Source organism: Pseudomonas sp. NPDC087814, from assembly GCF_044742865.1.
Classification (GTDB): domain Bacteria; phylum Pseudomonadota; class Gammaproteobacteria; order Pseudomonadales; family Pseudomonadaceae; genus Aquipseudomonas.
Genome location: NZ_JBIUVK010000020.1, coordinates 56,419 through 71,056 on the forward strand (window position 1 = coordinate 56,419; position 14,638 = coordinate 71,056).

Sequence of the window (14,638 nt, forward strand, 5' to 3'; positions counted from 1 at the left end):
TCTTCATGATCACTGGTTCACCTCGCTTCAAACCCTTCACCGCAGGCTCCTTGCTGCTGCTGTCATTGGCGGCCCACGGGCAGTACATCGAAGCCGGAAAAGTCGGCGACCCCGGCAGTTGGCGCACCGCCGAGTTCCAGAGCGACTGGGGCCTGGACCGGATGAAAGCCAACGAGGCCTATGCGAGCGGCATCACCGGCAGTGGCGTGAAGATCGGCGCCCTGGACTCGGGTTTCGACCCCAACCATCCCGAAGCCTCAAAAGACCGCTATCACGCGGTCACCGCCAGTGGCACCTATGTCGATGGCAGCCCCTTCACGACCACCGGCGCGCTCAACCCAAACAATGACTCCCACGGCACCCACGTGACCGGCACCATGGGCGCGGCCCGCGATGGCGTGGGCATGCACGGCGTGGCGTACAACGCGCAGATCTACGTCGGCAACACCAACGCCAGCGACAGCTTCCTGTTCGGCCCCACGCCAGACCCCAAGTACTTCAAGGCGGTGTACAGCGCGCTGGTGGATTCCGGCGTGCGCGCGATCAATAACAGTTGGGGCAGCCAACCCAAGGATGTCAGCTACCAGACCATTGGCGACCTGCACGCTGCCTATGCCCAGCACTACAACCGGAACACCTGGCTGGATGCCGCGGCCGATGTGGCCAAAGCCGGGGTGATCAACGTGTTCAGTGCCGGCAACAGCGGCTACGCCAACGCCAGCGTGCGTTCGGCCTTGCCGTATTTCCAGCCGGAGCTGGAAGGCCACTGGCTGGCGGTATCGGGCCTGGACAAGGCGAACAACCAGAAATACAACCAGTGCGGCATCGCTAAGTACTGGTGCATTTCCACCCCCGGGGCGTTGATCAACAGCACCATTCCCGATGGCGGTTATGGGGTGAAATCCGGCACCTCGATGTCGGCGCCCCATGCCACCGGCGCACTGGCGCTGGTAATGGAACGCTATCCGTACCTGAACAACGAACAGGCCTTGCAGGTGCTGTTGACCACGGCCACCCAGCTCAATGGCGCGGTCACCGACGCACCGACCACCCAGGTGGGCTGGGGCGTGCCGGACCTTGGCCGGGCGATGCACGGGCCCGGGCAATTGCTCGGGCCGATGAATGTCACGTTGGCGGCCGGGCAGGGCGATGTGTGGAGCAATGCGATCTCCGACAAGGCGCTGATCCAGCGTCAGGCCGAAGACAGCGCCGAAACCCTGGCCTGGCAGCAAACCCTGCGCGACAAGGGCTGGGAGAACGGCGTGGGCGCCGGCGCGAGTCAGCAGGACCAGACGGACTATGCCGTTGGCACTGCCCGTGCGGCAGCCGCGGCCCGGCGTATCTACGAAGGCAGCCTGACCAAGTCCGGTGCGGGCAGCCTGATCCTGGCGGGCGAAAACACCTACCGTGGCCCGACCACCGTGAATGGCGGCCGATTGGCGGTGAATGGCTCGCTGACGTCCGCGGTGACGGTCAATGACAGCGGCACGTTGGGCGGCTCCGGTCGCATCGCGGCGTTACAGGTCAATAGCGGCGGCACCGTGGCGCCGGGCAATTCCGTGGGCACCTTGCAGGTGGCCGGGGATGTAAACCTCGCCGCCGGCTCGACCTATGCGGTCGAACTCACCCCCACCACCAGCGACCGGATTGTCGCCACGGGCAAGGCAATCCTCGGCGGCGGCACCGTGACCCTGGCCCTGGAAAACAGCCCGACCCTGCTCAGCCTGCAACAGGCGGAAAGGCTGGTGGGGCGCCAGTACAACATCCTCCAGGCGGCTGGCGGGATCCAGGGCCAGTTCGGTGCCGTGTTGCCCAACTACCTGTTCCTCGGCGGCACCCTCGACTATGCCGCCAACGGTGTGCAACTGGGCATTGCCCGCAGTGATGCGAGTTTCGCCAGTGTCGGTGCCACTCGTAACCAGCGTTCGGTGGCGGCGGCCGCCGAGCAGTTGGGCGCCGGTAATCCGGTGTACGAAAGCATCCTGCGGTCAGACTCGGCAGCCACGGCGCAGTCGGGTTTCCAGCAGTTGTCGGGAGAAATCTACCCGGCCATCGGCACAATGCTGATCAATGACAGTCGCCAGGTACGCGATGCCGTGGGCGAGCGCCTGCGCCATACGCCGGTTACCGGTGAGAGCAACGTGTGGGTCAAGGCGCTCGGCAGTTGGGGCAAGACCGACAGCCGCAGCGACACGGCAGGCTACACCAGCTCACTGGGCGGCATGCTGGCCGGTGTCGACGGCGCGCTGGACGAGCAGACCCGTGCCGGTCTCGTGGCCGGTTACAGCGACAGCTCGCTGAACATGGGCAGCGGCACGCATTCATCGGCGTCCATCGACAGCTACCACCTCGGCGCCTACGCCGGGCATGAGCTGGGCAATTGGCGCTTGAGCGTCGGCGGTGCCTACAGCTGGCATCGCGGCGACGTGAAACGCGACTTGCAGTACGGCGAAGTCAGCGGCAAGCAGAAGACCAAGCTGGATGCGCGCAGCGCCCAGGTATTTACCGAAGCGGCCTACCGTTTGAACGTGTCCTCGGTGGCGCTGGAGCCGTTCGCCAACCTGGCTTACGTGCATCTGGACAACGAGCGCTTTCACGAGAAAGGCGACGCCGCCGCGCTGGAGCGTGGCAGTGACAGCCGCGATGCGGTGCTGAGCACCCTGGGCCTGCGGGCGGCAAAAACCTTCCCCCTCAATGACCGCCAGCAACTGGACGTTTCCGGCTCGCTGGGCTGGCAGCACAGCCTGAGTGCCGTTGAATCCGAAGAGCACCTGGCGTTTGTCGCCGGAGGGCCGTCGTTTGCGGTGCAAAGCTCGCCGTTGATGCGCGACGCGGCATTGGTGGGCGTGCAGGCGAGCCTGGCGTTGAGCAAAAGCACACGGGTAAACCTCGACTACACCGGCCAATTGGCTGGCCGGGAAAAAATCCAGGGTGTGGGGTTGAGCCTGAACTGGCAGTTCTGAGCAAGATCCTGAGGTCGAAAGAGGTCAACTGTGGGAGCGGGCTTGCTCGCGAATGCGGTGTGTCAGTCGACGCACCTGTAACTGAACCACCGCATTCGCGAGCAAGCCCGCTCCCACATGGGGTCGGCGACGCTTGGGAGAAACGTGATTTATACAAGTGCAATAAAAACTAAGGAAGGTCACCGTGAAAAAAACAAAACGAGGGTTTCAATCCGCCATCCCAACAGGCCCGGGCTACCCGCTCAAGGCCCTGAGCTGCGTGCCATACGGCGCGTTGCTGTGTTGCCTGGCCAGCCTGGGTACCGCCCAGGCCGCACCCTACGTGGAAAGCGGAAAACTGGGAGATGCTGCCAGTTGGCGCAGTAATGAATTCAAGGCCGATTGGGGCCTGGGCGCCGTGCATGCAGACGCCGCCTACGCCGCCGGCTACACCGGCAAGGGCGTGAAGCTGGGGATCTTCGACCAGCCGGTGTATGCCCAGCATCCGGAATTCGCCAGCCCCGGCAAAGTGGTCACGCTCGTGACCGAAGGCATTCGCCAATACACCGACCCGTACATCCCGGTGAAGGCCGGGGACGCGTTTCGCTACGACGGCACGCCTTCCCTGGGTTCCAACGGCAAGCTCGGCAATCACGGCACGCACGTAGGCGGGATCGCCGCGGGTAACCGCGACGGCGGGCCAATGCACGGCGTGGCGTTCGATGCGCAGATCATCAGCGCCGAAAACGGTGACCCGGGTCCCGAAGACGGGATCATCCTGGGCAACGACGGTGCGGTCTACAAAGCCGGTTGGGACGCGCTGGTGGCCAGCGGCGCACGCATTATCAACAACAGCTGGGGCATCGGCATCGGTGACCAGTACGCCAAGGGCGGCCGAGATCCGGCATTCCCCAACTTCACGGTCAATGAAGCCCAGGCGCAGTTCAATAACATTCGGCCGATCCTTGGGACGATCGCAGGTGGCGCTTATCAGGGCGCCATTGATGCGGCCCGCAGCGGCGTGCTGACGATCTTTGCCGCCGGCAACGACTACAACCGCAACAACCCGGATGCGATCTCGGGCCTGGCGTACTTCGTGCCGGAGATTGCACCCAACTGGCTGTCGGTGGCGGCCTTGCAACAGAATCCCGACACCGCCAGTTCCGATCCTTACGTGATCAGTACGTTTTCCTCGCGCTGCGGGTATGCCGCCAGCTTCTGCGTCGCGGCCCCCGGCACCAAGATCTACAGTTCGGTGATCAACGGCACCTCCCTGGAAAACCTGACCACCGACTACGCCAATTTCAACGGCACCTCCATGGCCGCGCCGCATGTGGCCGGCAGTGCAGCGGTGTTGATGGAGCGCTTCCCGTACATGAGCGGCGACCAGATCTCCACGCTGCTGAAAACCACCGCGACCGACCTCGGCGCACCGGGCATCGACTCCCTGTACGGTTGGGGCATGATCAACCTGGGCAAGGCCATCAACGGCCCGGGGATGTTTGTGACGGCTGAGGATATCCCGGTGGAGTTTCGTATCGACGGCGCCTACGGCTCCGGCCAGTTTGTTGCGGACCTGCCAGGGATTGGCGCCGTGGTGGATGCCGGCAAACCGACCCAGCGCACGTGCACCGATGTGCATTGCGGGCTGGATGTGTGGAGCAACGATATCTCCGGGCATGGCGGCCTGACCAAGCAGGGCATTGGCGCGCTGGTACTGACCGGCACCAACACCTACAGCGGCCCGACCCTGGTCAACCAAGGGTTGCTGGCGATCAATGGCTCGATCACCTCCGACGTTACCGTCAGCAGCAGCGGCGTAGTGGGCGGTTCCGGGCGCATTGGTTCGCTGACAGCGAACAGCGGCGGTACCGTGGCGCCGGGCAACTCCATCGGCACCCTGAACGTGGCCGGGGATGTGAACTTCGCGGCGGGCTCTACCTATGCGGTGGAGTTGTCGGCCACCAACAGTGATCGCATCGTCGCCGGTGGCAAGGCCACCCTCAGCGGCGGCACGGTGACCCTGGCCCTGGAAAACAGCCCGACGCTGCTGACCCAGACCCAGGCCGAAAGCCTGATCGGTCGCCAGTACAACATCCTGCAGGCTGCAGGCGGGATTACCGGCAGCTTCGGTTCGGTGCTGCCCAACTATCTGTTTATCGGCGGTACCCTGAACTACGCCGCCAACGGCGTGCAGCTGGATGTGGGGCGCAATGCCAACACCTTTGCCAGTGTGGCCGCCACCCCGAACCAACGTTCGGTGGCCGCTGCTGCCGAGCAGTTGGGCGCGGGCAACGCCGTGTACGAAAGCCTGTTGCTGGCGCCGAATGCGGCCTCGGCCCAGGGTGCATTCCAGCAGCTGTCCGGGGAGATCTACCCGGCGCTGGAAACCGCGTTGGTGAATGACAACCGCTACCTGCGCGAAGCCGTGGGCGAGCGTTTGCAGCAAGGGGCAATGGGCGCATCGAGCCAGACCGTCGATAGCCGTGGCAACGTCTGGGTCAAGGCGTTGGGCGCCTGGGGCAAGACCCACAGCGGCAGCGATACGGCGGGCTATACCACCTCCATCGGCGGCATGCTGGCGGGTGTGGACGGCGCGCTGGATGAAGACACCCGTGTAGGCCTGGTGGCAGGGTACAGCGACACGTCGCTGAACATGGGCAGCGACACCCATTCCCGGGCATCGGTGGACAGCTATCACCTGGGTGCGTATGCCGGGCATGAAATCGGTGCCTTGCGCTTGAGCGGTGGTGCGACCTACAGCTGGCACCGCGCCGATGTGAAGCGCGAGCTGCAATACGGTGAAGTCGCCGGCAAGCAGAAAGCCAAGGTGGATGCCCGCAGTACCCAGGTGTTTACCGAAGCGGCGTATCGCCTGAACCTGCAACCCCTGGCCCTGGAACCGTTCGCCAACCTGGCGTACGTGCATCTGGATGCCGATGGGTTTACCGAGAAGGGTGATGCGGCGGCCTTGAAGGGCCGGGATGACAGCCGCGATGTGGTGTTGAGTACCCTGGGTGCTCGAGCGCTGAAAACCTTGAATATCAATGACCATCAGCAACTGGAGCTTTCCGGCACCCTGGGTTGGCAGCACAACCTGAGCAGCGTCGATTCCGAGCGGCACCTGGCGTTTGCCGCGGGCGGCCCTTCGTTCACTGTGGAGAGTTCGTCGATGGTGCGTGATGCGGCATTGGTGGGGGCACGGGTCAGCCTGGCGTTGAGCAAGGAGGCGAAGGTGAATCTGGATTACAACGGCCTGCTGGCCAGCAAGGAGAAAGTCCATGGGGTGGGTTTGAGCCTGGACTGGGCTTTCTAAACACTGCGGTTCGAAATGTGGGAGCGGGCTTGCTCGCGAAAGTGGTGGATCAGTCAACCCATCCACCGACTGGCACACCGCCTTCGCGAGCAAGCCCGCTCCCACATTGATCCGGTTCCAATCGTCCATTTGTGCAGATTCGGCTTTCTCGACAATTCCAACAAAAGAGAGGCAATACCATGGGTGTTTTCGACTATAAAAACCTCGGCACCGAGGGCTCCAAAGCGTTGTTCGCCGATGCCATGGCGATCACGCTGTACTCCTATCACAATCTGGACAACGGCTTTGCCGTGGGTTACCAGCACAACGGTTTTGGCCTGGGGCTGCCCGCCACTCTGGTGGGGGCGCTGCTGGGCAGCACCGATTCACAGGGGGTGATTCCGGGCATTCCCTGGAACCCGGATTCGGAAAAAGCCGCCCTCGAGGCGGTCAACAAGGCCGGCTGGACGCCCATCAGCGCCAGTACCCTGGGCTACGGCGGCAAGGTGGACGCCCGGGGCACGTTCTTCGGTGAAAAGCCCGGCTACACCACCGCGCAGGTGGAAGTGCTGGGCAAGTACGATGGCGACGGCAAGCTGCTGGAAATCGGCATTGGTTTTCGCGGGACTTCGGGGCCTCGGGAAACCTTGATCAGCGACTCCATCGGCGATTTGGTCAGTGACCTGCTGGCGGCGCTGGGGCCCAAGGACTACGCGAAAAACTACGCCGGCGAAGCCTTTGGCACCTTGCTCAAGGATGTCGCGGCGTATGCCGGCAGTCATGGCCTGACGGGCAAGGACGTGGTGGTCAGCGGTCATAGCCTGGGTGGCCTGGCGGTCAACAGCATGGCCGACCTGAGCGGCAATAAATGGTCGGGGTTCTACAAGGACTCCAACTATGTGGCTTATGCCTCGCCAACCCAGAGTGCCGGCGACAAGGTGCTGAACATCGGTTATGAAAACGACCCGGTGTTTCGCGCGCTGGACGGCTCGTCGTTCAACTTCTCGTCACTGGGCGTGCACGACAAGCCCCATGAGTCGACCACGGACAATATCGTCAGCTTCAACGATCACTACGCGTCGACGCTGTGGAATGTCCTGCCGTTTTCCATCGTCAATGTTCCCACCTGGCTTTCTCATTTGCCCACCGGGTATGGGGATGGCATGACGCGGGTCCTGGACTCGCAGTTCTACGACCTGACCAGCCGGGACTCGACGATTATCGTGGCCAACCTGTCGGACCCGGCCCGGGCCAATACCTGGGTGCAGGACCTCAACCGCAATGCCGAGCCGCACAAGGGCAACACGTTCATCATCGGCAGTGATGGCGATGACTTGATCCAGGGTGGCAAGGGTGTGGATTTCATCGAGGGCGGCAAGGGCAATGACACGATCCGCGACAACAGCGGGCATAACACCTTTCTGTTCGGTGGGCAGTTTGGGCAGGACCGGGTGATTGGTTATCAGCCGACCGACAAGCTGGTGTTCCGGGACGTGGAGGGCAGTGCGGACTGGCGTGACCACGCCAAGGTGGTGGGGGGCGATACCGTGCTGAGCTTTGGCGCGGACTCGGTGACGCTGGTTGGCGTTGGGCTCGCCGGGGTTTGGGGCGATGGGGTTTCCATCGGCTAAGTAGCGCCACAGATTGATCGTTCCCACGCTCTGCGTGGGAACGCCGCCCCGGACGCTCTGCGTCCAACGGCCAACCCACGGTTCATGTCTTGCGCAGTGGTGACGCGGAGCGTCACGGGATGCATTCCCACGTAGAACGTGGGAACGATCATGGCAAAGAAAAGTGGGAGCCGACGGGCTCCCACTTTTTATTTCTCCTTCATCACGGTCGCGACGTCATCGGCCTTGACGCGAATATGCTTGCCGGCGATGTCGGTGAATTCGTAGAAGCCATCGGCCGTTTTCGCGTTGGGCACGTCCTTGGTCAGGTATTGAGTGCCGTTCTGCAACGTCACCACCGTCTGCGTGGAGCAACCGGCCAATACCAGCAACGTCAACATACCCACCGCCAGACCCAAATTCTTCATGCTCATAACCCTTACCCTGATCCTTCGAAAACCCCGCACCTGAGCGGTCGGGGGAGACTCATTTAATGTGGCTGACAGCCATCTGATCATTATTACGCAAAAAGTTGCGTGTGCCTTTGATCTATTACTGATTGCAACAGTCGGTCAGGGACGGCACTCTGTATGCATAAACAGTGGTTGATCCAGTGCCTGAAATGTCCAATCCCCTAGAAGATCCGCTCTATTACCTGCATAACTTCCGCCAAGTGCTCGCCTGGCTGGGGCAGCGTTATGCCGATTTGCTGGCCCCGGACGAAGAGCATTTCATTCAGCAATTTGACAGCTTGCCGCAGGCATCCCAGGCGTTACTGGTACGCATGGTGATGCGCAAGGGCGCGCATTTCCGGGCGGGCAAGCTCAACTATGTCGAGATCGGCGCGGTGCACGAGGCGGTTGTGCCTTTGCTGGAACAGGGTTGGGTGACGGATCAATGCCTGTTGTCGTTCGGCGAGTTGTTCGGCCTGTTGCAGAAAGCGGAAATCCTGGCGGCGTTCAAACCCTGGATCGAGCAACCCAAGGCCAGGAAGGCGGACTGGCTGGAAACGCTGTCAACGCAGTTTTGTGAACTGCGTCACTTCCAGCACTGGTGCCCGGACCTGGCCGATCAGCTTTACAGCCTCACCGTGATGGAACTGTGCGACCGCCTGCGCCTGATGTTCTTCGGTAATCTCTATCAGGACTGGTCGGAATTTGTGCTGGCGGACCTGGGCATCTTTACCTACGAGAAAGTCGAATTCTGCGCCGAATCCCGCGGTTTGCGCAGCCGTGACGATGTGCACGGCTTCCTGTTCCTGCATCAGTGCCAGCAGGCCTTTGAAGCGGGCGAGGCACTCGATGGCGTGCTGGAACAAATCGCTACCTTGCACACCGACAACCCCTGGCTGGAGAAACGTCGGGCCAAGCTGTTGTTCCAGGTGGGCCAGTATTGTGAGCGCAGCGCCGAGTTGGCCCTGGCGGAAGCTATCTACCGGGGCTGCACCTATCCCGGCGCACGGGCGCGGCTGATCCGGGTGCTGGAGCGCCAGGAGGATTTTGCCCAGGCGATGGGGCTGGCCCGTGAGGCGCAACAGGCCCCGGAAAGCGCTGCCGAACAGCAGCACTTGCTGCGCGTGATACCCAGGCTGCGACGCAAGCTCGGCGAGCCGGCGCTGCCCAGGGCAAAACCCCGCGAGATCGTGCGCCTGGACCTCGAACTGCCGGCCCCGGAACCGATGATGTCGGTGGAGTATTGCGTACAGGCGCACCTCAGCGACCATGGTGCACCCGTGCATTACGTCGAGAACAGCCTGATCAATTCGCTGTTTGGCCTGCTGTGCTGGCCGGCGATTTTCGCGCCGTTGCCGGGGTCGTTTTTCCACCCGTTCCAGCGCGGGCCGGTAGACCTGCACAGCGAGGATTTTCATCAGCGGCGTGCCGAGCTGTTCGCCGAGTGCCTGGGCCAACTGGACGATGGGCGCTACAAGCACACCATTCGCCAGCGTTATGTAGACAAATGGGGCATCCAGTCACCCTTCGTGTTCTGGAACGTGCTCAGCGAAGAACTGCTCGACCAGGCCCTCGACTGCCTGCCAGCGGCGCACCTGCGCCACTGGTTCGAACGCCTGCTGCTGGATATCCGCGCCAACCGCGCCGGCATGCCCGACCTGATCCAGTTCTGGCCCGAAGAAAAAACCTACCGCATGATCGAAGTCAAAGGCCCCGGTGATCGCCTGCAGGACAACCAGTTGCGCTGGCTGGAGTTCTGCGGCGAACACCAGATGCCCGTCACTGTGTGTTATGTGCGCTGGGCGGGGCAGGCCGCTTGAGCTACAGCGTCGCGGTGCGTGCATTATGTGAATTCACCGCCAAGGTCGGCGACCTCGACCTGCGTTTTACCCCGTCTCCCAGTGCCCAGGAAGGGATTGTCGGCCACCGCACGGTGGCCTCGCGGCGCAGCGCCCATTACCAGAATGAAGTCGCGCTGGAGGGCGAATACCAGCAGTTGAAAGTCCGGGGCAGGGCGGATGGCTACGACCCGGACCGCAACCAGCTGGAAGAGGTGAAAACCTATCGCGGCGACCTGGACAAACAACCGGCCAACCACCGGCAACTGCACTGGGCCCAAGTCAAGGTCTACGGCTGGTTGATGTGCCAGAAGCTCGGGTTGTCGGAGATTGTCCTGGCGCTGGTGTACTTCGACATTGTCGGCGAGCACGAGACGCTGCTCAGCCAACGGTTTCAGGCTGATGACCTGCAGGCATTCTTCGTGCAGCAATGCACCCTGTTCCTCGGCTGGGCCGAACAGGAAATGCACCAGCGCGAAGCCCGCAATGCCGCAGCGGTTGCCCTGGGCTTTCCCCATGCGGCGTTTCGCCCGGGCCAGCGCGCCCTGGCGGAAACGGTCTACAAGGCGGTCAGCACCGGCCGCTGCCTGATGGCCCAGGCGCCTACCGGAATTGGCAAGACCGTCGGCACGATTTTCCCGATGCTCAAGGCCATGGCGCCACAACAGCTGGACAAGGTGTTCTTCCTGACCGCCAAGACCCCGGGCCGCAAACTCGCGCTGGATGCGGCGCAGGTGCTGTATGACAGCAGCCCCGATCTGCCATTGCGGGTGCTGGAGCTGGTGGCGCGGGACAAGGCCTGCGAACACCTGGACAAAGCCTGCCACGGCGACTCCTGCCCACTGGCGAAGGGTTTTTATGACCGCTTGCCGGCGGCCCGCGAAGCCGCTTCCCGCGTGCGCCTGCTGGACCAGCGCAACCTGCGGGAAGTCGCCTTGGCCCATGACGTCTGCCCCTATTACCTGAGCCAGGAAATGGCACGCTGGGCCGACGTGGTGGTCGCCGACTACAACTATTACTTCGACTTCGGCGCCATGCTGTTCGGCCTGGCCCAGCTCAACCAGTGGCGCGTCGCGGTGCTGGTGGACGAAGCCCACAACCTGGTGGAGCGTGGCCGCTCGATGTACAGCGCGGCCCTCGACCAGTACACGCTCAAGACCCTGCGCGAGATCGCACCCGAGCCGCTGAAAAAGCCGCTCCAGCGCCTGAACCGTGAGTGGAATGCCCTGCACAAGGAGCAAGTGGCGCCTTATCAGGCCTACGCCCAGAAACCCGACAAACTGCTGCAGGCGCTGAGCCTGTGCACCAGCGCCATGGGTGAATATTTCAACGACCATCCCGAAGCACTCAATGGCGAACTGCAAGCCTTCTACTTCGAGGCCTTGCAGTTTGCCAAGGTCGCCGAGCTGTTCAACGAACACTTCATTTTCGACATCAGCAAACGCGAACTCAGCGGCAAGCGCAGTTCATCAAACCTGTGCCTGCGCAACGTGGTGCCCGCCGAATTCATTCGGCCCCGGCTGACGGCGGCCCGCAGCAGCGTGCTGTTTTCCGCAACCCTGAGCCCACGGCACTACTACGCGGACTTGCTGGGAATGCCGCCCGACACGGCCTGGGTGGATGTGGAATCACCGTTCAAGGCCGAGCAGCTGCGGGTGCATATCGTCGACCGGATCTCCACCCGGTTTGTGCATCGCCAGGCGTCCCTGGAGCCCATCGTCGAGCTGATTGCAGCGCAGTTTGCCCAGGCGCCGGGCAACTACCTGGCGTTTTTCAGCAGTTTTGATTATCTGCAGCAAGTGGCGCAATTGCTCGCCGAACGGCACCCGCGCATCCCGCTGTGGCAGCAGTCACGGGGCATGGCCGAGGCTGAACGCCAGGCATTTCTCGACCAGTTCACCCAGCACAGCCAGGGCATCGGGTTTGCCGTGCTTGGCGGCGCATTCGGCGAAGGCATCGACCTGCCGGGCACCCGGCTGATCGGCGCGTTTATCGCCACCCTGGGCCTGGCGCAACTCAACCCGGTGAACGAGCAGCTCAAGCTGCGGATGGGCGCGATTTTCGGCGCCGGTTATGACTACACCTACCTTTATCCGGGCATCCAGAAGGTGGTGCAAGCCGCGGGCCGTGTGATCCGCAGCCAGCAGGACCGAGGGGTGGTAATGCTGATTGATGACCGGTTTGGCGAAGCGCGGGTGCGGCAGTTATTACCGCGCTGGTGGTCGATCACTGCGGCGGATACACCGCATCCCGCAACTGGTGGGTGAACTGGCCGGACATGCCTTCGTAAGCCGTATTGGTCAGTGCCACCACCGTAAGCTTCTGCTGCGGGTCGACAAACCAGCTGTGACCGTAGGCGCCGCCCCATTCAAAGGTGCCCCGGGATTGCGGTGTGCCTGTCAACGCCGGGTCATCCAGCACCGCCCAGCCATAACCGAACCCCCAGCCCGGGTCCTGGGTTTGCGCCTTGGCGCCGACCGAATCGGTGACCATCAACTGCACGCTGTGTGCCGACAGGATCGGAGCGCCGCCCCGGCGAATGGTTTCCAGGAACCGCGCAATATCACCTGCCGTCCCGGCCATGCCTGCGCCGCCGGAAGGGTAGGCCTGGGGATCGAGAATCCGCCGCACATCAAACAGCGCGGTGCTGTTGCCCGAGGTGATCGTAGCCTTGTCGACCATGCGCAACGGCTGTGGCGAGCCATCCTGATAGGCGGCGGACAGGCGTTTTATATCCGTCACGGAAAACCCGGTATCGCTTAGCCCCAGTGGTTCGGTCACCGAGTCGCGGAGCAATGCCGGCAGGCTCTGGCCGGACGCCTTTTCCAGTACCGCACCCAGCACATCGGTGGCCATCGAATACTGCCAGCCGGTGCCCGGCGGGTAACTCAGGGGCACGCTCGCGATACGCTTGAGATTCTCGGCAAAGCTGATCTCGGGCTCGCCCAAACCATCGGAAACCCCGGCGGTGCGGTAGGGTCCGTGCGGGCTTTCCAGAAATCCGTAGCTCAGGCCGGCTGTGTGGTTAAGCAACTGGCTGACGGTGATCACCGGGATGGTGCCATCCGCCAGCTTGGGATTGAAGTCGGGCAGCCAGCGGCTGACCGGATCGTCCAGGCCCAAGCGACCTTGTTCCACCAGGTGCATCGCGGCGGCGGATACCAGCGGTTTGGTCACCGATGCCAGGCGAAAGATCGTGTCCTCTGTCATCGGGCGCCCGTCTTCGCGGTCCGCCAAGCCGGCAGCACGGTGATAAACCAGCTGCCCGTCCCGCAGCACCAGCACCACGGTGCCCACCAGGCGATTGTCGGCAATGGCGCTGTCGACCACCGCATCCACGCGCTTGGCGAGCAGTGGGTCGTGGCTGTCGGCGCAGGCGAGGGTGGCGCAAAGGGAGGCGGCAAGGGGCACGAGGTATCTGGCAGGAGGCTGCATGGTTCAGGTCGCTCATTGGCAGTGCATGACTGCCAAATATGAACGCTGGGGTCCCGGACTACAACGTGACATTGCACAACTGCTGACTCACTGCCCATAAGCGTTCGGCCTGCTCCGGGTCGACAGCCCAGGGCCATACGCCGTTACGGCTGGTGTCATCCTGCGACCAAGCGGCCACATCGCAATCTTCGCAGTAGAGTCCGCCCATGCCCTCCAGTTGCGGGCTGACAGCGCACCACACCGAGGTCGCGGCGCCTTGCTCGGGGCTCTTGTAGTGACTGGCGCGGCGGATATTGCCGTGCTCATCCAGTGCGCCGACGAATGCCAGGTCGTCCTTGTCCAGGTAGCGGATCAGGTCGGTGAGGATTTCCCCCGGGTGCACGGAAAATGCGCGCACACCCTCCGCTTTACCTCGTCGGTCCAGTGCTACCGCGAACAGTGCGTTGGCGGTTTTTGATTGGCCGTAGGCGAGCCACTTGTCATAGGGGCGGTGTTCAAATTGCGGGTCATCGAAATGCACAGGGCTGAGACGATGGCCGAGGGATGATACCGAAACCACTCGTGCGCCATTAGCCTCACGCAGCGCCGGCCACAACCGCGCGGTTAGCTGGAAGTGGCCCAGGTGGTTGGTGGCGAACTGCGCTTCGAAACCTCGCGTATCCCGTTGCAGTGGTGTGGCCATGATTCCGGCGCTATTGATCAGAAGGTTCAACGCCCGGTCGCTGGCGAGGAAGTTTTCGGCAAAACGGTCGATGGAAATCGGGTCGAGTAAATCCAGGCTGGCGTGTTCAACACCGATGATGCCCGAGAGGTTGCGTTCGGCCTTTTCAGGATCCCGCGCGGGAACGATCACCTGCGCACCCGCGTCGACCAACACGCGAACCGTTTCCAGGCCAATGCCGGAGTAGCCACCGGTGACAATCACCGTCTTGCCTCGCAAATCGCTGCCCGCCAAGGCTTGCTGGGCGGTAGTGCCGGCATCGAAGCCGCTGCCAATTGGGGTTTGTTTGTCAGCCATGGAAGATCTCCTTATGGGAGGCCTAGAGTCTCTCGCTGGAGCCCGGAC

General features: G+C 62.8%; 8 protein-coding genes. 5 read left to right on the forward strand and 3 right to left on the reverse strand.

The features are described from left to right. Window positions 1–5: 5 nt before the first annotated feature. The 3 genes from ACIOMR_RS16995 to ACIOMR_RS17005 all read left to right on the forward strand — a co-directional run bounded on the left by ACIOMR_RS16995 (window position 6) and on the right by ACIOMR_RS17005 (window position 7,868). Window positions 6–2,963 carry an autotransporter domain-containing protein gene (locus ACIOMR_RS16995; protein WP_401195359.1) on the forward strand — a complete coding sequence of 986 codons (2,958 nt, stop codon included), beginning with the start codon at window positions 6–8 and terminating at the stop codon, window positions 2,961–2,963. Window positions 2,964–3,147: 184 nt separating this feature from the next. Further along, window positions 3,148–6,258 carry an autotransporter domain-containing protein gene (locus tag ACIOMR_RS17000; protein WP_401195362.1) on the forward strand — a complete coding sequence of 1,037 codons (3,111 nt, stop codon included), beginning with the start codon at window positions 3,148–3,150 and terminating at the stop codon, window positions 6,256–6,258. A gap of 179 nt (window positions 6,259–6,437) precedes the next feature. Further along, window positions 6,438–7,868 (forward strand): lipase, encoded by a 1,431-nt coding sequence (locus ACIOMR_RS17005; protein ID WP_008433771.1) that lies wholly within the window; start codon window positions 6,438–6,440, stop codon window positions 7,866–7,868. A gap of 188 nt (window positions 7,869–8,056) precedes the next feature. On the opposite strand, the gene ACIOMR_RS17010 is transcribed toward ACIOMR_RS17005, so the two are convergent. Beyond that, on the reverse strand, window positions 8,057–8,281 hold the full coding sequence (locus ACIOMR_RS17010; RefSeq protein ID WP_003217100.1) for a YgdI/YgdR family lipoprotein: 225 nt from the start codon (window positions 8,279–8,281) through the stop codon (window positions 8,057–8,059). Window positions 8,282–8,469: 188 nt separating this feature from the next. Between ACIOMR_RS17010 and ACIOMR_RS17015 the strand changes: the two genes are divergently transcribed. Both ACIOMR_RS17015 and ACIOMR_RS17020 read left to right on the forward strand, forming a co-directional pair. After that, the gene (locus ACIOMR_RS17015) at window positions 8,470–10,119 is read left to right on the forward strand and encodes a VRR-NUC domain-containing protein (RefSeq protein ID WP_401195366.1); all 1,650 of its coding nucleotides are present in this window, start codon (window positions 8,470–8,472) and stop codon (window positions 10,117–10,119) included. After that, entirely contained in the window at window positions 10,116–12,404 is a 2,289-nt protein-coding gene (locus ACIOMR_RS17020; protein WP_087694436.1) for an ATP-dependent DNA helicase, read from the forward strand. Before ACIOMR_RS17015 ends, ACIOMR_RS17020 begins: the two co-directional genes overlap by 4 nt. Here ACIOMR_RS17020 and ACIOMR_RS17025 read toward each other — a convergent pair. Both ACIOMR_RS17025 and ACIOMR_RS17030 read right to left on the reverse strand, forming a co-directional pair. After that, window positions 12,364–13,572: a serine hydrolase domain-containing protein gene (locus ACIOMR_RS17025; RefSeq protein ID WP_401195369.1), complete on the reverse strand. Its 1,209-nt coding sequence runs from the start codon at window positions 13,570–13,572 to the stop codon at window positions 12,364–12,366. The genes ACIOMR_RS17020 and ACIOMR_RS17025 overlap by 41 nt on opposite strands. 58 nt (window positions 13,573–13,630) lie before the next feature. Then, entirely contained in the window at window positions 13,631–14,590 is a 960-nt protein-coding gene (locus ACIOMR_RS17030) for an oxidoreductase (protein ID WP_219405613.1), read from the reverse strand. Window positions 14,591–14,638 lie beyond the last annotated feature (48 nt).

Coding starts and splice junctions, on each gene's coding strand:
- ACIOMR_RS17010 (WP_003217100.1), bottom strand. CDS start 8,281: ATGAGCATGAAGAATTTGGGTCTGGCGGTGGGTATGTTGACGTTGCTG.
- ACIOMR_RS17015 (WP_401195366.1), top strand. CDS start 8,470: ATGTCCAATCCCCTAGAAGATCCGCTCTATTACCTGCATAACTTCCGC.
- ACIOMR_RS16995 (WP_401195359.1), top strand. CDS start 6: ATGATCACTGGTTCACCTCGCTTCAAACCCTTCACCGCAGGCTCCTTG.
- ACIOMR_RS17030 (WP_219405613.1), bottom strand. CDS start 14,590: ATGGCTGACAAACAAACCCCAATTGGCAGCGGCTTCGATGCCGGCACT.
- ACIOMR_RS17005 (WP_008433771.1), top strand. CDS start 6,438: ATGGGTGTTTTCGACTATAAAAACCTCGGCACCGAGGGCTCCAAAGCG.
- ACIOMR_RS17025 (WP_401195369.1), bottom strand. CDS start 13,572: ATGCAGCCTCCTGCCAGATACCTCGTGCCCCTTGCCGCCTCCCTTTGC.